The sequence below is a fragment of the Mycobacterium sp. PTI7 genome (assembly GCF_056679845.1).
In genome coordinates this window covers 5,150,787-5,167,797 of record NZ_CM155252.1, presented here as the reverse complement: position 1 = coordinate 5,167,797, position 17,011 = coordinate 5,150,787, and the positions used below count along the sequence as shown (strand labels likewise).

General features: G+C 69.8%; 20 protein-coding genes. 7 read left to right on the top strand and 13 right to left on the bottom strand.

Translation table 11 applies throughout. The annotated features are described in order from the left end of the window. Positions 1-137 precede the first annotated feature (137 nt). The 3 genes from AC1MEY_RS24935 to AC1MEY_RS24925 all read right to left on the bottom strand — a co-directional run bounded on the left by AC1MEY_RS24935 (position 138) and on the right by AC1MEY_RS24925 (position 1,559). The gene (locus tag AC1MEY_RS24935) at positions 138-557 is read right to left on the bottom strand and encodes a GNAT family N-acetyltransferase (RefSeq protein WP_480228031.1); all 420 of its coding nucleotides are present in this window, start codon (positions 555-557) and stop codon (positions 138-140) included. Between the two features lie 71 nt (positions 558-628). After that, complete coding sequence (ricR, locus tag AC1MEY_RS24930) at positions 629-934, bottom strand: copper-sensing transcriptional repressor RicR (RefSeq protein WP_480231660.1); 306 nt, start codon at positions 932-934, stop codon at positions 629-631. A gap of 16 nt (positions 935-950) precedes the next feature. Then, a complete protein-coding gene (locus AC1MEY_RS24925) occupies positions 951-1,559 on the bottom strand; it encodes a DUF305 domain-containing protein (protein WP_480228030.1) in 609 nt (202 codons plus the stop codon). A gap of 80 nt (positions 1,560-1,639) precedes the next feature. Between AC1MEY_RS24925 and ilvD the strand changes: the two genes are divergently transcribed. Continuing rightward, positions 1,640-3,358, top strand: coding sequence for a dihydroxy-acid dehydratase (gene ilvD, locus AC1MEY_RS24920; protein WP_480228029.1), 1,719 nt, complete (start codon positions 1,640-1,642; stop codon positions 3,356-3,358). 76 nt (positions 3,359-3,434) lie between these two features. Here ilvD and AC1MEY_RS24915 read toward each other — a convergent pair whose 3' ends face one another. Then, the gene (locus tag AC1MEY_RS24915; RefSeq protein WP_480228028.1) at positions 3,435-3,830 is read right to left on the bottom strand and encodes an SRPBCC family protein; all 396 of its coding nucleotides are present in this window, start codon (positions 3,828-3,830) and stop codon (positions 3,435-3,437) included. 132 nt (positions 3,831-3,962) lie between these two features. Here AC1MEY_RS24915 and AC1MEY_RS24910 point away from each other — a divergent pair, with 132 nt between their 5' ends. Beyond that, positions 3,963-4,445: a sigma factor-like helix-turn-helix DNA-binding protein gene (locus AC1MEY_RS24910; protein ID WP_480228027.1), complete on the top strand. Its 483-nt coding sequence runs from the start codon at positions 3,963-3,965 to the stop codon at positions 4,443-4,445. Positions 4,446-4,454: 9 nt separating this feature from the next. On the opposite strand, the gene AC1MEY_RS24905 is transcribed toward AC1MEY_RS24910, so the two are convergent. From AC1MEY_RS24905 to AC1MEY_RS24875, 7 genes are all read right to left on the bottom strand, one after another. After that, positions 4,455-5,084 carry an O-methyltransferase gene (locus AC1MEY_RS24905; protein WP_480231659.1) on the bottom strand — a complete coding sequence of 210 codons (630 nt, stop codon included), beginning with the start codon at positions 5,082-5,084 and terminating at the stop codon, positions 4,455-4,457. A 58-nt stretch (positions 5,085-5,142) separates the two neighbouring features. Continuing rightward, positions 5,143-6,417: an MFS transporter gene (locus tag AC1MEY_RS24900; protein ID WP_480228026.1), complete on the bottom strand. Its 1,275-nt coding sequence runs from the start codon at positions 6,415-6,417 to the stop codon at positions 5,143-5,145. Then, on the bottom strand, positions 6,414-6,875 hold the full coding sequence (locus AC1MEY_RS24895) for a hypothetical protein (RefSeq protein ID WP_480228025.1): 462 nt from the start codon (positions 6,873-6,875) through the stop codon (positions 6,414-6,416). The genes AC1MEY_RS24900 and AC1MEY_RS24895 overlap by 4 nt, the downstream gene beginning before the upstream one ends. Before the next feature lie 90 nt (positions 6,876-6,965). Further along, positions 6,966-7,457, bottom strand: a complete 492-nt coding sequence (locus tag AC1MEY_RS24890) for a TIGR04338 family metallohydrolase (protein ID WP_480228024.1) — start codon at positions 7,455-7,457, stop codon at positions 6,966-6,968. 9 nt (positions 7,458-7,466) lie between these two features. Then, positions 7,467-8,216: a DUF2786 domain-containing protein gene (locus tag AC1MEY_RS24885; protein ID WP_480228023.1), complete on the bottom strand. Its 750-nt coding sequence runs from the start codon at positions 8,214-8,216 to the stop codon at positions 7,467-7,469. 162 nt (positions 8,217-8,378) lie between these two features. Further along, on the bottom strand, positions 8,379-9,407 hold the full coding sequence (locus AC1MEY_RS24880; RefSeq protein ID WP_480231658.1) for an alpha/beta hydrolase family protein: 1,029 nt from the start codon (positions 9,405-9,407) through the stop codon (positions 8,379-8,381). Positions 9,408-9,427: 20 nt separating this feature from the next. Next, entirely contained in the window at positions 9,428-10,309 is an 882-nt protein-coding gene (locus AC1MEY_RS24875) for an alpha/beta hydrolase (protein ID WP_480228022.1), read from the bottom strand. A gap of 83 nt (positions 10,310-10,392) precedes the next feature. Here AC1MEY_RS24875 and AC1MEY_RS24870 point away from each other — a divergent pair, with 83 nt between their 5' ends. Both AC1MEY_RS24870 and AC1MEY_RS24865 read left to right on the top strand, forming a co-directional pair. Continuing rightward, complete coding sequence (locus AC1MEY_RS24870) at positions 10,393-11,400, top strand: sigma-70 family RNA polymerase sigma factor (protein ID WP_480228021.1); 1,008 nt, start codon at positions 10,393-10,395, stop codon at positions 11,398-11,400. Between the two features lie 5 nt (positions 11,401-11,405). Continuing rightward, positions 11,406-12,113 carry a class I SAM-dependent methyltransferase gene (locus AC1MEY_RS24865; RefSeq protein ID WP_480228020.1) on the top strand — a complete coding sequence of 236 codons (708 nt, stop codon included), beginning with the start codon at positions 11,406-11,408 and terminating at the stop codon, positions 12,111-12,113. Between the two features lie 27 nt (positions 12,114-12,140). Here the strand turns inward: AC1MEY_RS24865 and AC1MEY_RS24860 are convergent, their stop codons facing one another. Together AC1MEY_RS24860 and AC1MEY_RS24855 are read right to left on the bottom strand one after the other, a co-directional pair. Beyond that, positions 12,141-13,010 (bottom strand): endonuclease domain-containing protein, encoded by an 870-nt coding sequence (locus tag AC1MEY_RS24860; RefSeq protein WP_480228019.1) that lies wholly within the window; start codon positions 13,008-13,010, stop codon positions 12,141-12,143. 138 nt (positions 13,011-13,148) lie between these two features. After that, positions 13,149-13,598, bottom strand: a complete 450-nt coding sequence (locus tag AC1MEY_RS24855) for a MarR family winged helix-turn-helix transcriptional regulator (RefSeq protein ID WP_480228018.1) — start codon at positions 13,596-13,598, stop codon at positions 13,149-13,151. 73 nt (positions 13,599-13,671) lie between these two features. Here AC1MEY_RS24855 and AC1MEY_RS24850 point away from each other — a divergent pair, with 73 nt between their 5' ends. The 3 genes from AC1MEY_RS24850 to AC1MEY_RS24840 all read left to right on the top strand — a co-directional run bounded on the left by AC1MEY_RS24850 (position 13,672) and on the right by AC1MEY_RS24840 (position 17,011). Beyond that, positions 13,672-14,436, top strand: coding sequence for a pirin family protein (locus AC1MEY_RS24850; RefSeq protein WP_480228017.1), 765 nt, complete (start codon positions 13,672-13,674; stop codon positions 14,434-14,436). Next, positions 14,414-15,760, top strand: coding sequence for a PQQ-dependent sugar dehydrogenase (locus AC1MEY_RS24845; protein WP_480228016.1), 1,347 nt, complete (start codon positions 14,414-14,416; stop codon positions 15,758-15,760). The genes AC1MEY_RS24850 and AC1MEY_RS24845 overlap by 23 nt, the downstream gene beginning before the upstream one ends. Before the next feature lie 168 nt (positions 15,761-15,928). Beyond that, positions 15,929-17,011 carry a phosphodiester glycosidase family protein gene (locus AC1MEY_RS24840; protein ID WP_480228015.1) on the top strand — a complete coding sequence of 361 codons (1,083 nt, stop codon included), beginning with the start codon at positions 15,929-15,931 and terminating at the stop codon, positions 17,009-17,011.

Here is a 17,011-nt window from a genome sequence, read left to right as displayed (position 1 = left end):
CCGGCATCCATCCCTGCCGGCGACGACCCCTGGACACCCGTCCAGACGTGCGGAATCGGGCCAGAAGACGTCGCTGATCTGCTGTGTAGTTCGACGGACGCGCGGGTTCCGTTACGTCTGCGCCGCTGAGACCGGGCTCAGCGAGCGGCCGGATCGACGCACTCCCAGCGCCATACTGCGCCCTCCTCCTCGTCGGGAAACTCGCCCACGAACGCGAACCCGGCCCGTTCGAGCACCGACGTCGACGCACTCCGGCGCGCCGAGGTGTGCGCGAGCACGGTGTGTACCTCGGTCTCGGCGTGGGCCGTGGCGACCAGTGCGCGGGCGGCGCCGGTGGCGCGGCCACAGCCACGGAAGGCAGGCGCGATCTCGTAGCCGATCTCGACCACCCCGTCGTCGGGTGGACCGACGAACCCGCCCGAGCCGACCAGGACGCCGTCGTCGAAGAAGAGGTGCAACCACCACCCGGCCTCGTCGGGTCGCTTGCGCAGCGTGTCGAGGCCGAACTCGACTGCCCCGTCGGACTCCGGCCAGCCCGCCGGTGCGGGACTGCCCACCAGCGCGGCGAACTCGTCCCCGCCGCGATGCAGGGCCTCCAGAGCCGGGACCGTCGCGGGGACGACGCGGATCAGGAACGCACCAGTCGGGCGATGGCGGCCGACGCCTCGGCCAGCTTGCGCTCCGCCTCGTCACCGCCCTCGGCGACGGCGTGCGAGACGCAGTGTCCGAGGTGCTCGTCGAGCAGCCCCAGCGCCACGGACTGCAGCGCGCTGTTGACGGCGCTGATCTGGGTCAGCACGTCGATGCAGTACTTGTCGTCCTCGATCATCTTCGCGATGCCCCGGACCTGCCCCTCGATCCGCCGCAGGCGCTTCGCGTAGTTGTCCTTGTTCGGCGAATAGCCATGCAGTGCAGTCTCATTCGCCTCGACCATGTCGGCCTCGGTCACGTCAGCCTCCCAACATCGACTTCATCTGGGTGATCTCCGACTGCTGGGCATCGATGATCTCTTCGGCGAGTTCCTTGGCGTCGGCGTTGGCACCTTCGGCGATCTCCGTCTTGGCCATGGCGATGGCCCCCTCGTGATGGCCGATCATCGACTGCAGCCACAGCGTGTCGAAGTCGGCGCCCTTCAGCGTCTCCAGCTTCTCCATCGTGGCCCCATCGACCATTCCCTGCATGTTCATCGCGCCCATGTCGTGGCCTTCGTGCCCGGTCTCCGAGCTGCCGGTCCACTCCTTCAGGAACGCCTGCATCTGACCGACCTCGGGCTCCTGGGCCTTCGAGATGGCGGCGGCGATCTCGACGACCGCCGGATCCGACGAGCGATCGGGGACGAGTGCAGACATCTCCACGGCCTGCTCGTGGTGCGGGATCATGTCCTTGGCGAACGCCACGTCGGCGTCGTTGTGCGACGCCGGTTGACCGCCGGCCTCCGACGAATCGTGCGCGTGATCGGTGTGACCGTCGGACGCGGGCGTCTCGGTACAGCCCGAGACGAACAGGACCGCGGCGAACGCGGCCGCGAGGGCAAGGAGGCGGGTCAGCGGCGTCTTCACCCGGCCCACTGTACCCGATACCCCCATGGGGTATTAAAAGCGTTTTGGTCACCTAACCGGTCAGGCGCATAATCGAGCGCATGCCCTCAGGTCCCACCGACGCAACCACCACACATGACGTCAAGCCCCGGAGCCGCGACGTCACCGACGGCCTCGAGAAGACGGCCGCCCGCGGCATGCTCCGCGCGGTGGGCATGGGTGACGACGACTGGGTGAAGTCGCAGATCGGCGTCGCGTCGTCGTGGAACGAGATCACCCCGTGCAACCTGTCGCTGGACCGGCTGGCGAAGTCCGTCAAGGACGGCGTGCACGCCGCCGGCGGCTTCCCCATGGAGTTCGGCACGATCTCGGTGTCCGACGGCATCTCGATGGGCCACGAGGGCATGCACTTCTCCCTCGTCAGCCGCGAGGTGATCGCAGACAGCGTCGAGACCGTCATGATGGCCGAGCGCCTCGACGGTTCCGTGCTGCTCGCCGGCTGCGACAAGTCGCTGCCCGGCATGCTGATGGCCGCGGCCCGCCTGGACCTGGCGAGCGTGTTCCTCTACGCCGGCTCGATCATGCCCGGCAAGGCCACGCTGACCGACGGCACCGAGCGCGACGTCACGATCATCGACGCGTTCGAGGCCGTCGGCGCCTGCGCCCGCGGGCTCATGTCGCGTGAGGACGTCGACATCATCGAGCGCGCCATCTGTCCGGGCGAGGGCGCCTGTGGCGGCATGTACACCGCCAACACCATGGCCTCGGCCGCCGAGGCGCTGGGCATGTCCCTGCCCGGGTCCGCCGCCCCGCCCGCCAGCGACCGTCGCCGCGACGGCTACGCCCGGGCCAGCGGCGAGGCCGTCGTCGAGCTGCTCAAGCGCGGCATCACCGCCCGCGACATCATGACCAAGGAGGCGTTCGAGAACGCCATCGCCGTCGTCATGGCGTTCGGCGGCTCCACCAACGCCGTGCTGCACCTGCTCGCGATCGCCTGGGAGGCGGGTGTCGAACTCACCCTCGCCGACTTCACCCGCGTCGGCGCCAAGGTGCCGCACCTCGCCGACGTGAAGCCGTTCGGCAAGCACGTCATGTTCGACGTCGACCGCATCGGCGGCGTCCCCGTTGTCATGAAGGCACTGCTCGACGCCGGGCTGCTGCACGGCGACTGCCTCACCGTCACGGGCCGGACCATGGCCGAGAACCTCGCCGACATCGCCCCGCCCGATCCCGACGGCAAGGTGCTGCGCGCCCTGACGTCGCCGATCCACCCCACCGGCGGCATCACGATCCTGCACGGATCGCTGGCCCCCGAGGGCGCCGTGGTCAAGTCCGCGGGCTTCGACTCCGACGTGTTCGAGGGCACCGCACGGGTCTTCGAGCGCGAGCGCGCCGCACTCGACGCGCTCGAGGACGGCACCATCACGGGCGGCGACGTCGTCGTCATCCGCTACGAGGGCCCCAAGGGCGGTCCCGGCATGCGCGAGATGCTCGCCATCACCGGGGCGATCAAGGGCGCGGGTCTCGGCAAGGACGTGCTGCTGATGACCGACGGCCGCTTCTCCGGTGGCACCACCGGCCTCTGCGTGGGCCACGTGGCGCCCGAGGCCGTCGACGGCGGACCCATCGCGTTCGTACGCGACGGCGACCGAATCCGGCTCGACGTCGGCAAGGGCACGCTCGACCTGCTGGTCGACGCCGACGAACTCGAGTCCCGCAAGGTCGGCTTCGAGCCGCTGCCCCCCGTCTACACGACGGGCGTGCTCGCCAAGTACACGAAGCTGGTGCACTCGGCGGCGACGGGCGCGGTCTGCAGCTAGCTCGCCCGTACCGCCGAACGTTGGTTACCGCCACGCTTTTTCGCGAACAGCGTGGCGGTACTCCACGTTCGCGGGGCTAGGCGGTCGCCATCGCGTCGATGCGCGACAGCGCGTTGGCGAGGACCGGGAGATAGGCCGGCGCCCACAGCGGCGCGGTCATCCAGGCGCGGCACCCGTCGCCCTCGGGGTCGACGCCGTGCTTGGTCGCGGGCACGCCGGCGACCCGCCAGCTCCACGACCGGCCGGGCACGAACCCGTCGATGGTGAACTTCAGCGGCACGCCCACCGGCGTCCACACCAGACCCGTCGAGCCGAGCGTCAGCAGCTCGCCCTCGTCCAGCTGCGCCGCGCTGACGGTCGCACCCCACCTGGGCCACGCCTCGAGATCGGTGAGGATGTCCCACACGGTCTGGGGAGGAGCGGCGATGACGCGATCGACCGCGATGTCAGTGCCCTTGAGTGAGATGCCCACTGCTCGTCCATGCCCTGGGCGGGACGGCGGCAAACGTCCACGGGGTTTTCCCACACGGGCAAACGGGTAACAAGTCTCTGCCGGTACGCGAGCGTCCGGCGGCACGACAACGCTGAGAGAACGGCGACACCAGTGGACGCGAACCTGACTTCACTGCTCGAGGGCATCGCCCGAGGCAACTCCGAAGCCCTCCTGAAGTTCTACGACCGCACCTCGGCGCGGGTGTTCGGCGTCATCGGCAACCTCGTACCCGATCGCGTGCGTCGCGAGGCGCTGATGGAGCGCATCTACCTCGAAGTGTGGAACACCGCCGCCGACTTCGACCCCGACGTGTTCTCCCCCGGCGCCTGGCTGATCACGCTCGCTCACCAGATGGCCGTGACCGACGCCCGCGACGACGAGACCGTCGACGCCCGCGGTTCGGACGGTGCCCCCGCGATGGAGTCGCTGTCCGCCGTGCAGCGCAAGTGCGTCGAACTGACCTACTACCGCGGCATGACGGTCACGCAGGCCTCCGAGCACCTCGGGATGACGGAGCAGGCGACGTCCGGCGCACTGTCCGAGGCCGTGGGCTCGATGACGCCCGCCGCCGACGAATTGCTGCCCGCCGGTTGATCTTTCGCGCTACGTCACCCGCGCGACCGCGAACCCGTCCCAGCCCTTGGTGCCTACCGTCTGGATCGCGGCGGTGTCGAGGCGCGGGTGCTCGCCCATCATGACGAACATGTCGTGCACCGCCCGTGCCTGCAGATCGTCGGGCGCGGGGTCCAGCACGCGTCCCATCCGTGCGATGTTGTCGACGACGATCAGCGCCCCGGGGTTGGCCAGCGTCACCGCGTAGTCGACGTAGGCGGAGTTGTTCTCCTTGTCGGCGTCGATGAAGAAGAAGTCGAACCGGTCGCCCCGGCCTACCAGTCGCGGCAGGGTGTCGAGCGCTGCGCCGACGATGATCTCCACCCGCTCGCCGACGTCCGCGCGGTCGAGATTTCGGCGCGCGACGTCGGCGTGGCTCTGGTCGTACTCCAGCGTGACGACCGTGCCGCCGGGCCCGACGCCACGCGCGAGTGCGATCGTGCTGTAGCCGCCGAGCGTGCCGATCTCGAGCACGCTCTCGGCCCGCGACACTGTCGCCAGCAGCGTGAGCAACTTCGCGTGCTGAGCCGACACCTCGATGCGGGGCATGCCTGCGGCGTCGGCCGCCTCGCGCGCCGCAGCCAGCGCGTCGTCCTCGGTCCGCAGCAGGCGGCCGAACATGGCGTCCAGGGCGATGGGGTCCGGCTCGTTCACCAGACCCACGTTAACCGGCGCTCTGCTACCCCACGCCTTCCTTGGCGGGTAGGAACTCCTCGCCGGACGACTCCTTCGTCTCCGGCATGAGGGTGGCGTAGAGGACGAGCCCGACGACCGCGATGCCGGCCAGGGTCCAGAACGCCACGTTGTAGCCGAGCGTCACGATGATCGCGCCGGCCATGCCCGCGCTCAGCGCGCCGCCGAGCCCCTGCGTGGTCGCCACGGCGCCCTGCGCCACGTTGAAGCGACCGGTGCCGCGGGTCAGGTCGGCGATGACGACGGGGAACAGCGCGCCAAAGATGCCCGCCCCGATGCCGTCGAGTGCCTGCACAATCAGCAGCCACACCCCGTTGTCGGACACCGTGTAGAGGACGCCGCGCACCGCCAGGACGACGAACGCGGTCAGGAAGATCGGTTTTCGGCCCCACACGTCGGCCTTGCGTCCGACGACGATCGCCACCGGGATCATTACCAGCTGCGCGGCGAGCACGCACAGCGCGACCAGCGAGGTGGCGCTGTCTTTCCCGACCACCCTGGTCAGGAGCTGGCTCACCGAGGTCAGCATCGCCGCGTTCGAGAGGTGGAAGGTGAACGCGATCACCGCGAAGATCAGCAGCGAACGGTTGGTCAGCAGGGCGCGGAAGCCGCTCGCGCCGCTGCCGCCCTCGTCCGGCGTCGAGTCGGTGAGCCCGCGGGCCTGCCGCTCGTCGATTTCCCCGGCGCGGATCTTCAGGGTCGACGCCACGCTGCACAGCGCCAGGACGCCCATCATCCAGAACACGACCACCGGGCCGAAGAAGTACGCCAACCCTGCCGCGATACCGGCGGAGGCGGCGTTCCCGGCGTGGTTGAACGCCTCGTTGCGACCGATCCGCGGCGAGAACATCTTGGGTCCGACCAGGCCGAGCGTGATCGCCGAGATCGCCGGTGCCACCGCCGCACCCGCGATCGACGCGATCGACTGCGTCGCCGTGACCAGCGCGAAGCCGCTGACGAAGGGCAGCAGCAGACAGCTGACGGTGACCGCCGAGGCCGCGACCACGACGACGAGCCGACGGCGCACCACCCGGTCGACGAGGGCGCCGAGCGGTGTCTGGAACAGCAGGCCGACAATTCCGGCCGTGGTGATGACGCCGCCGACGGTCGCCTCATTCCAACCGTTGTCGGGGCCGCGGACGGCGAGCAGGTAGATCGCGAGGTACGGGCCCAGTCCGTCGCGGACGTCGGCCAGGAAGAAGTTCAACGCGTCGAGTGCGCGCAGCGACTGCGTCGACGGGGTCGACACGGGCGCGCTCACGTCGCGTCCACCTGGTCGCGCAGCGCCTCGAAGGCGCCGCGGCCCCTCGAGAACGTCGCCGGGTCACCGCCCTGATCGGGATGGTGCCTGGCCGCGTACTCGCGCCATGCCCGCTTGAGCGTCGACGTCGTCAGCGGTCCGCGGATCCCAAGGATCTCGAAGGGATCGGTTGGTGCGGCGGGTAATTCGGGCAGGCCCATGGACGCACCCTTGGCCGCAGACGTCTTCGTGCCCTTCTTCGTCGGCGGTGACTTCTTGGCCGCCTTCTTCGCTACCTTCTTCGCCGCCTTCGCGGGGGCCTTCTTCACCGCCTTCTTGGCTACCTTCTTGGCAGGCGCCGTCGTCGCCTTCTTCGCCGGTGCCTTCTTCGCAGCCTTCTTGACCGCCTTCTTCGCGGCCTTCTTGGCGGGTGCTCGGCCGCCGGGTCCGTCGTCGGGCCGCTTGGCCAGTGCTCCCATGGCGTCTGTCTATATCGCCAACCTGTGAGGAGCCCCTCGCGCGGCCCGACGTCACCAACTCGTCAGTGTCGTCGACGCCGGCGAGAACGCCTACCGCACACCTTCCTTCGCGTAGACCACGCGCAGCACGTGGGCCACCTCGGGCCCCATCACCGCCTCGGCCAGCGCGCAGAACGTCGACGTGAACTCCGGCCCGTGCGCCGGTTCGACCGGGCTCAGGTGGTGGGCGATCTCGTGCAGCACGACGAGTTCGCGCAGTGCCCACGTGGTGCTCTGGTCCGGCACGGCAATCGTGGCCTCGTCGTCGACGCGCTCGTAGTGCGCCGCGGTGCGGCCGCGTCGGCTACGGACGGCGAGCGGCCCGGCCTCGGGCCACGACCGGCGAACCGAGTCGAGCGCGAGGACCTCGTCGACGTAGCGCCGGACCGATTCCACCGAGGCGAACCGTGCCTCCGGCGGCAGCGTCATCGCCGCGCCGAAGAAGTCCAGGGTGGCGGTACCACGCGACGACGCGCGGTCGAACAGCGTGCGCACGAACTCCTCCGCGGCGTAGACCTTGGAGCGCTGGGCGTCGCGTGCCATCGCGACCCGTCAGTGCTCCAGCGCCGAGCGGGCACCGGAGAATTCGGTGCTGGGCCCCAACCGCGCGCGCTGGCCGGCTCGGTCGCCCGCCCGTCTGGCCGCAGAGGAGTATCCCGCCGACGCGTTCGTCGCCCGCCACGTCCCGCGCGCCTTGGACGCCTGCCGGTAGAACGACTTCAGCTCGATGTCCTTATTGCGCAACGCGATCTCGGTGCCGGTCCGTTCGTCGGCGTCCACCCGCGCCTGCCGCTGGGCGTCGTCGCGCGCGTCCGAGAGGCGCTGTCCGATGCGCGCGCCGAACGCGAGGTGGAAGTTGAGCCGGGCCGTGATGGTCGGCGTCGGCCGGTGCTGACCGGTCGCGATGTACGCGTCGGCGGCCTTGACCATCTGCACCACCAGGCTGGCGTAGAGCGCGTGGGTGGCGTCGATGTCCTCGGCGAAGCCGTGCGCGTAGACGAACGTCGAGTTGGAGGCGACGTCGCACTTCACGTCGTTCGCCATCGCGATCGCGACGAACAGCTGGACGTAGGTGCGCAATCCCCGGGACCCGGCGTTGCCGATGGTGACGGTGCGCTGCACCGGTTCCTGCGCGGCGGTGCGCGTGGCGGAGTGCGCGCGGGCCACCGCCAGGTCGATGGACGTCGTGGTCGCCAGCCGCTGGGCGGCCGTCATGAACGCCTCGGCCTCGTGCGGGTTCTCGGTGTTCTCGGCCTGCCGCAGGAGTGCGGCGATGCGGGCCAGCATCTTGTCGTCACTCACGGGCTTCTCGCTTGTTCGTCATGGGCGCCACGCTAGGGAGCGGGTCCGACTGGTCCATCGGCGCCGAATCCGGATCGGACGATCCATCCCCAGTGCGGGATTCGTCCACAGGTGCGCGCCGTCCCCGATGGTTCGCGTCATCGCCCGAAATTCTAGTCGGCGCTACTTGGTGACGAACCCGTCGAGTGCCGTGATCAGTTGCGGCGACAGCGGATCCTGCTTCGCATAGTTGGCGACGCTGTCGGTCGGATCGTCGCGCAGGACGTGACTGACGCCCTTGAGCTGAACCACGGTGAGGTCGGTGCGGCCGAGCGCGTCGAAGAGCGGCTTCTCACCGGCACAGCTGGCCTGCGCGTCGGCGTCCGAGCAGGTGGCCAGGACCGGCGTTCCCTCCGGGATCTTCGCGGCCAGGGCCTGCGGATCGATCGCGTCGGCCTCCACGACGGCCTTGACGTTGCCCGCGTTGAGGATCGCGCTGAGGCCCTCCGGCAGCTTGGCCGGCGCGGTGCCCTTGGTGCGCGCCTCGTCGACCGCGGCGGCCCACGCGGCCATCACGTCGTCGCCCTGCTGGCGGGTCTTGGCGCCCGAGGACACCGCGGAGTCGACGTCGGCACGCACCCGGCCGGTGATGATGTCGAGGTAGCGGCCCGACAGCGGCTGGAACAGGGCGAGTGAGTGCACCTTCAGCGCGTCGGGCGAGTCGTCGGTGGCAAGCGCCATCGCGTGCACCGTCCCCTCGCCCAAGGCGTACAACGAGATCCGCGACGTGTCGGTCCGCGCCTCGCCGGCGAGGAACCGCGCGGCCGACTTGGCGCCCGCGGTGTAGACGGCGCTGCCGACGTCGGCGGGGTTCTTCGCGTACGGGCCCAGGCCGGTCTTGCCGGTGCCGACCTTGTCGTAGCGCAGCGTCGCGACGTCCTTCTCCGACAGGTACTCCGCGAGCTGGCGCATGTTGCCGACGGGGCCGGCCACCGAGTTGTCGCCATTGCGGTCGGTGTTGCCACTCTCCGAGATCAGCAGGGCGGCGGGCCCGGGGGCGGAGTCGTCGCGGTGCCGGTACGTGCCGTGCAGGGTCAACCCGTCGGCGGTGAACGTGACGTCCTCGTCGACCCACCCGCTGCCGTCGGAGGACGCCTGCTTCTGCTCCTCCGCGGTCGACGAGGAGCAGCCGACGAGTGCGACCAGCAGCATCAGCGTCGCGGCCACGCGGATCACAGGTGAACCTCGATCCACGACACGACGTCGTCGAGCACCAGGTCACGCTCGGGTTCGTTGAACACTTCGTGGTACAGCTCGGGATATACCTTGAGGTTGGCGTCGAGCGGGCCGACGCACTCCAGCAGGCGCCGGCTTCCCGCGACCGGGATCAGCTTGTCCTGCTCGCCATGCACCACCAGAAGTGGCTTGGTGAGGTCCGCCGCGCGGCGCGGCATCGACTCGCCGACGCCGATCAGCGCCTTCGCGATACCGGCGGGGAGCTTGCCGTGGTGCACCAAAGGGTCGGCCTCGTAGGCGGCGACGACGGCGGGGTCGCGGGACACCGCGTCGGCGGGCAGGTTCTCGACGGGCAGCCCCGGCAGGACGCTGCCGACGATCTTGGCGACCGCGATCATGACCGGCGACACCGCGTCCTGCGCGTAGACCGCCGGGCCCGACAGCACCATCGCCGCGTAGTCACTGGGGTGGTCGACGCCGTAGGCGAACACGACACCGCCGCCCATGCTGTGGCCGAGCACGATCCGCTTCAGCAGGGGATGGTCGGCCGCGGCGATTCCGACCAGGCGATCGAAGTCGCCGGTGTACTCCGAGATGTCCTTGAGGTAGACGCGCTTGCCGCCGGAACGGCCGTGGCCGCGCTGGTCCAGGGCGTAGGTGACGAGTCCGGCCTCGCCGAAGCGGGCGGCGACGTGGTCGTAACGACGGGCATGCTCGCCGTAGCCGTGACACAGCACGACCACTCCGCGCGGCTCGGCTGCCGGTGCCGAATCCCCCGTCGCTCCGCTCCCGCCCTCCGGTGCCGGGGTCCACACGTCGTAGACGATGCGCACCCCTCCGACGCCGTCGAAGCTGCGTTCCTCGCGGGTTGTGGGCATCACGCGAGACTAACGGTCGGACCTTTCACGTCGTCCGCGTCGTCCGCAGGTGCTTGTCGGCGGCACTCGGTAGGCTCCCGCATGTGAGCGTTCTCACCGAGGTATCCCTGGCCCCGGAGTCGTTCGACTCCAAAGATGCGTTCCTTGCCGATGCCCAGCGGTACCGGCGCGAGTTGCTGGCGCACTGCTACCGGATGACCGGATCCCTGCACGACGCGGAGGATCTGGTGCAGGAGACCTACCTGCGGGCATGGAAGTCCTACGACCGCTTCGAGGGCCGCTCGTCGGTCCGCACCTGGCTCTACCGGATCGCCACCAACACCTGCCTGACCTCGCTGGACGGCCGCAAGCGCCGGCCGCTGCCCACCGGTCTCGGTGCGCCTGCCTCCGATCCGACCGCCGACATCGCCGAGCACCACGAGATCACCTGGCTCGAACCCCTGCCCGATGCGCCGCGCGAGGATCCGTCGGACCCGTCGGTGATCGCCGAGTCCCGCGAGTCGGTGCGGTTGGCCTTCGTGGCCGCGCTGCAGCACCTGTCGGCGCGGCAACGGGCGGTACTGGTGCTCCGCGAGGTGCTGCAGTGGAAGGCCTCCGAGGTCGGTGAGGCGATCGGCGCCTCCACCGCCGCCGTGAACAGCCTGCTGCAGCGGGCCCGCGCGCAGCTCGACGCTGCCCACCCGACGCAGGACGACGACCTGTCCCCGCCGGACTCGCCCGAGGCGCAGGATCAGCTGGCCCGGTACGTCGAGGCCTTCGAGACCTACGACATGGACAAGCTCGTCGCGATGTTCACCGCGGACGCCATCTTCGAGATGCCCCCGTTCGATGGCTGGTACCAGGGCCCGGAGAATATCGTCACCCTGTCGAAGACGCACTGCCCCGCCGACGGACCGGGCGACATGCGATTCCTGACGACCACGGCCAACGGCCAGCCGGCGGCCGCCCTCTACATGCGCAATCCCGAGACCGGTCGCCACGAGGAGTTCCAGCTGCACGTGCTCGCCGTCCGCTCCGACGGCGTCTCGCACGTGGTGGCCTTCCACGCGGACGGCCTGTTCGAGAAGTTCGGCCTGCCCGCCGCGTTGTAGTCGCCGTGCCAGATCGCGTGGGTCCGGAACCGCAGTACGACGTCTTCGCCGACGAGTTCCTCGAGCACGGACGCGACGGCCTATACAACGCGCACTACGACCGCCCCGCATGCCTGGACCTGCTCGGCGACGTCGACGGGAGGACCGTCCTCGACGCCGCGTGCGGACCCGGCCTCTACGCCGCGGAACTGGAGGCCCGGGGAGCTTCGGTGATCGGCTTCGACGTCAGTCCGCGCATGGTCGAGCTGAGCCGGCAGCGCGTCCCTGCGGGGACGTTCCGCGTGCACGATCTGGCCGACCCGCTCGTCTGGCTCCCCGACGGGTCGGTCGACCTGGTGCTGTTCGCGCTCGCACTCGAGTACGTAGACGACCGGGTCGGCGCGCTCACCGAGCTAAGACGGGTGCTTCGCCCCGGCGGGGCCCTGGTCCTTTCCCGCTTGCATCCGACCGGGGACTGGCTGCGCCACGGTGGCAACTACTTCGACGCACGCGTGGTCGAGGAGGTGTGGAGCCGGGGTTGGCAGGTCCGCTACTGGCTGTCGCCGCTGGAGCAGACCTGCGCGGAACTCCGGGAGGCAGGCTTCCTCATCGAGCGGCTGATCGAGCCGCGGCCCCGACCCGAGGCCGCCGCGATGAATGCCGACGCGTATCGACGTCTGACGAGCGAGCCGACCGGTTTCTTGGCGATCCGGTCGATACCCGACCCGCGCTAGTCGCCGAGTGGCCACTTACGTGGCGCCTTAGCCGAGGATTCGCGCGATAACTGGCCACTCTGCGCCCGCCTGCCGCAACGCGAGGCAGGTTCGCGTCGCGATCACGTCTCGGCGGTAACGCAGCATGTCCGCGCTGACGCGAACGATGCGCCAGCCGAGAGCCGAGAGTTCCGCGTGCCGGTCGATGTCGCGACGGTGCTGACGGGGATCAGTCCAATGCTGCACGCCGTCGTACTCGATGCCAACGCCGAAGTCCTCGTACCCCATGTCGATCCGCCAGCGGTCCACGACGACCTGCGTTCGAGGTCGCGGCAGTCCGGAATCGATCAGGACCAGTCGGGTCCGCGTCTCCTGCGGCGACTCGGACCCGCCATCCATCAGCTCGACCACCTGACGCAGTTGGCGTAGTCCCCTGGCGCCGGGATGGCGAGCGATCATCCGGTGGACGGACGCGGGCGTGAGGCCCGTGGCATGAGCCAAGGCGTCCACGCGGACGGTCGCGAGTGTGCGTCCGCCACGACGGCCGAGGTCGAACGCCGTGCGTGCCGCGGTGGTCGTGCACATGCCCGCGATCATCTGACGCTCGTCCTCCGGCAGCGAGTCGCGGTGGATGACGATGCCCTCGACCGGCTTGCCGTTAACCCGGTACATCTCGGCGGGGGATCTGGCGTCGACCCATCTCGAGCCGTGCAGGACGGCGGCCGAGTTGCCGGCGAGCGTGCCACGTCTCCCGGACCACAACCACGCAGCCCGTGCGCGCGTCGCGGCCGTGACGTCGCTTCCCCGCGGCACGTAGACGTTGCGATAGATCCGGTCGTACCCGCTGCGCAGCGTGCGTGGGCTGACGTCACCTCGCGCGAGTGCGTCACTACCGAGGAACGGCCGAGGCGTCGACATGGCCCAACGGTGCGGCCGGCCTCCGACGAAAAGCGGCGTCTCGGAGAGGGTTGTCCACAGGCTCGGCCCACTCCAGTGGCCACTTACGGCGCGGTTCGGGCAGCCAGACGCGCTGTAACTGGCCACTCGCGGCGACCCTCACGCCCCGTCCAGCCGACCGAGCACGCCGCTCGTCCAGCGGTCGATCGCCTCGAGGTCAGCCGCCGAGACCCCGTCGAAGACGACCTCGCGCACCAGCTCGGCGTGGCCTGGGGCGGCGGTGTCGAGAGCCTGCCTACCCGCCGGCGTGAGGTCGACGGTGGCCGCACGGCGGTCGTCCGACGAGCCACTGCGCGTCACCAGGTCGCGACGTCGCATGCGTGTCAGCTGGTGCGAGAGCCGGCTCTGCTCCCAGCCCAAGCGTTCGCCGAGTTCGGAGATCCGGCACCCGGCCCGCTCGTCGAGCGCCACCAGCACCTCGTACTCGGCGAGCGACAGCCCGCAGTCGCGTTGCAGCTGACGGTTCATGGCGGCCTGCAGCCGACTCGTCATCGTCAGGTAGTTCCGCCACGCCCGCTGTTCGTCCTCGGTGAGCCACACGGAATACATGACACATCATTCATGTTGTCGTGTCCAGTGCCGGCACCTAGGCTGGCGAAGAACTCCCGAGGAGTGATCGACCATGACAGTCACCGAATCCGTCGACATCCGGCGCGCCGCAGATCGTGCCGCAACCAAGATCTCCTGGCTCGACTCCAAGCACTCGTTCTCCTTCGGCGGCAACTACGACCCGGGCAACACCCACCACGGACTGCTCCTGGTCAACAACGACGACGTCGTGACGCCGGGCTCCGGCTTCGACACCCATCCGCACCGCGACATGGAGATCGTCACCTGGGTCCTGCGCGGATCCCTGGTGCACCAGGACTCGACCGGGCACACCGGCGTCATCTATCCCGGCCTGGCGCAACGCATGTCCGCGGGCCGCGGCATCCTGCACTCCGAGAAGAACGACTCCTGGACGTTGACCGGCGATCCGACGCACAAGGAGCCGGTGCACTTCGTCCAGATGTGGGTCGTGCCCGACGAATCCGGTGTGACGCCGGGCTACCAGCAGCTCGAGATCGACGACGAGTTGCTGCGCGGCAAGCTGACCACCATCGCGTCCGGCATGCCCGAGCACGCCGACGACACCGCGATCACCATCCGCAACAAGTACGCGGCGCTGAAGGGCGCTCGCCTGCAGCCGGGCGACTCCGTCGAGCTGCCGAGCGCGCCCTACCTGCACCTGTTCGTCCCCCGCGGCGAGGTCACGCTGGAGGGCGCAGGCCAACTGACCGAAGGCGATGCGGTCCGGTTCACCGCGTCGGGTGGCCAGCGGGTCACGGCCGTCGAACCATCCGAGATCCTGATATGGGAGATGCATGCGAGTCTGGCAGCGGCGTAGTCGAGAGGCCGCAGCACTCGCGGCAGTGGCGATGGTGGTGGCGTCGTGCTCCTCGGCGCCCCCGCCGTCCGCTTCCGAGTCGAGCGAGACGAGCGGGTCGAGCAGTTCGAGCGGGTCCGCCGAGTCGACGGCCGCGCCCGCCGCCGCCGAACTCGAGGAGGTGGACGTCCAGACCACCGACGACACCGCCTCCGCGCCGTTCGACGAGCCGCGAAAGGCGTTGGTGCCCAAGGGATGGACGATGTCGGTCTTCGCCCGCACCACGAAGCCCCGGCTGCTCGCCTGGGCGCCGGACGGCAAACTGCTCGTCTCGGTGCCGAGCGCAGGACAGGTGCTCAGCTTCGAGCCCACCGGCGCGGGACCGCTCGAGAACACCCTGCTGTCGGGGCTCGATCAGCCGCACGGCCTGACGTTCGCCGGCCCGACGCTGTACGTCGCCGAGAGCGACCAGATCGACGCCTACGACTACGCCAACGGCGCCGCCACCGCGCCGCGGACCGTCGCGCCCGGCCTGCCCGACGCCAAGAGTCCCGATCTGCGCGGCGCCTACTCGCACGCCCTGAAGAGCGTCGCCGTGGGACCCGATGGGGCGGTGTATTTCTCGATCGGCTCGACCGGCAACGTCTCCGTCGAGGACCGCACGGCGAATCCGCCACGGGCGACCATCATGCGCATTCCACCGGGCGGCGGTCCCGCCGCGCCGTTCGCGACGGGCGTCCGCAACGGCACCGGCCTGGCCGTCGCTCCGGATGGCTCGGTGTGGACGGCGGTGAACAACCGCGACAACATCGCGTTCCCCGGGGAGGGACCGGACTACGGCAAGGTGGTCCCCGACTACGTCGACGACCATCCGCGTGAGTCGCTGGCCAAGCTCACGCCGGGACGCGAATTGGGTTGGCCCTACTGCAATCCCGACGGCGGTCCGGCGGACCTGCCGTTCATTCGGGACGTCCAGACCAACGCCGACGGACAGTTCCTCGATTGCGCGTCGCTTCCCCCGGTCGAGCAGAGCTTCGGCGCCCACTCGGCACCGCTCGGCCTCAGCTTCACCAACGGTGGCCTGCCCGCGCCCTACGACCGCGGCGCCCTGGTGGGCGTGCACGGCTCCTGGAACCGGCAGAACCCGCAGGCGCCGGACGTCTCGTTCTTCCCGTGGCAGAACGGCAGCCTGGGCGGTCAGCAGACGCTGGTCGGCGGGTTCCAGTCCGAGGACGGCACCCGCTGGGGCCGGCCCGTGGCGGCGGTGGCCGGACCCGACGGCGCTATCTACGTCAGCGACGACTACGCCAACGCCATCTACCGGCTCGCACCATCAGCCGGCTGAGGCCACGTCGGGGCCGACCACTCCCCGGTCGTGCCGCGGTGGCAAAGCGACCTGCGCCTGCGCAACCGCGCCGACACGCGCCCGTGATGCTGCCGTGACGAAAGTTGACAGTGTGTCACCTGTGGTTATTGTGGTCTCATCCTGTGAGGATCTTTGGGAGGACCGCCGGTGGGCAACGCAGCCGCAAACTTCCGGCGCCTGGTCTCGACCGCCACGATCGCCGTGCTGTGCGCCACGCTGGCGTCGACCGCCGGTGCGCCGGTGGCCCAAGCGGCGGACGCCCGCGAACTGCTCGCCGGCGCCATCGCCACCACCAAGGGGTCGTATCTCGTCTACAACTTCGGCGGCGGCAATCCCGCGCCGATGATGAACGCGGCGGGTGAGTGGTACGACCTCACCAGCGGCGGACATCTGATGATCATCAAGAGCGCCTCGACGCGTCTCACGCCTCGCCTTCTGGTGGACTCCCACCGCGGCTATCAGTCGCGGTGCGAACGGGATCCGCGAGCGCGGACCGGTGAGGGGCTGGTGCAGGCCTCGGAGATCTTCAGTCCGCTGCAGGCGTGGCAGGCGCTCGGCCGGCCGACCATCGCGATCAACGCCAACTTCTTCGACGTCCGCGGTCAGACGGGCGGATCCTGGAAGACGACCGGCTGCAGCTCCCCACTGGGCGCCTACGTCGACAACACTCGGGGAGCCGGTCGCGCCAACGAGGCCGTCACGGGCACCACCGCGTACGCCGGCAAGCAGGGTCTGTCCAACGGCAACGAGACCTGGACCGCGCTGAGCACGATGATCCTGCCCGTCGGCGGAGCGCCGTACGTCGTGGCGCCGAAGTCGACCGACGACTATCACGCGGCCACCCCGGTGATCGCCGACCTGATGGACAAGGGCAGTCGGTTCGTCGCCGTCGCCGGCCTCGGCCTACTCGCGCCCGGCGACACCTCGCAGCTGAACGACGGCGGTCCGAGCGCCGCGCGCACCGCCCTGGCCTACTCGCGCGCCAAGGACGAGATGTACGTGTTCCAGGGCGGCAGTTACACCCCCGACCACGTCCAGGACCTGTTCCGCGGGCTGGGTAGCGACACGGCGATCCTGCTCGATGGCGGCGGCTCGTCCGCGATCGTGCTACGCCGCGACACCGGCGGAATGTGGGCCGGCGCAGGCGTTCCCAAGGGATCGTGCGACACCTACGAGGTGCTGTGCGACTCCCGTGAGCGGGCGCTGCCGAGTTGGCTGGCGTTCAACTGA

Coding starts and splice junctions, on each gene's coding strand:
- ricR (WP_480231660.1), bottom strand. CDS start 934: ATGGTCGAGGCGAATGAGACTGCACTGCATGGCTATTCGCCGAACAAG.
- ilvD (WP_480228029.1), top strand. CDS start 1,640: ATGCCCTCAGGTCCCACCGACGCAACCACCACACATGACGTCAAGCCC.
- AC1MEY_RS24905 (WP_480231659.1), bottom strand. CDS start 5,084: ATGTTCGGCCGCCTGCTGCGGACCGAGGACGACGCGCTGGCTGCGGCG.
- AC1MEY_RS24895 (WP_480228025.1), bottom strand. CDS start 6,875: ATGGGAGCACTGGCCAAGCGGCCCGACGACGGACCCGGCGGCCGAGCA.
- AC1MEY_RS24890 (WP_480228024.1), bottom strand. CDS start 7,457: ATGGCACGCGACGCCCAGCGCTCCAAGGTCTACGCCGCGGAGGAGTTC.
- AC1MEY_RS24880 (WP_480231658.1), bottom strand. CDS start 9,407: ATGCTGCTGGTCGCACTCGTCGGCTGCTCCTCGTCGACCGCGGAGGAG.
- AC1MEY_RS24875 (WP_480228022.1), bottom strand. CDS start 10,309: ATGCCCACAACCCGCGAGGAACGCAGCTTCGACGGCGTCGGAGGGGTG.
- AC1MEY_RS24860 (WP_480228019.1), bottom strand. CDS start 13,010: ATGTCGACGCCTCGGCCGTTCCTCGGTAGTGACGCACTCGCGCGAGGT.
- AC1MEY_RS24855 (WP_480228018.1), bottom strand. CDS start 13,598: ATGTATTCCGTGTGGCTCACCGAGGACGAACAGCGGGCGTGGCGGAAC.
- AC1MEY_RS24850 (WP_480228017.1), top strand. CDS start 13,672: ATGACAGTCACCGAATCCGTCGACATCCGGCGCGCCGCAGATCGTGCC.
- AC1MEY_RS24845 (WP_480228016.1), top strand. CDS start 14,414: ATGCGAGTCTGGCAGCGGCGTAGTCGAGAGGCCGCAGCACTCGCGGCA.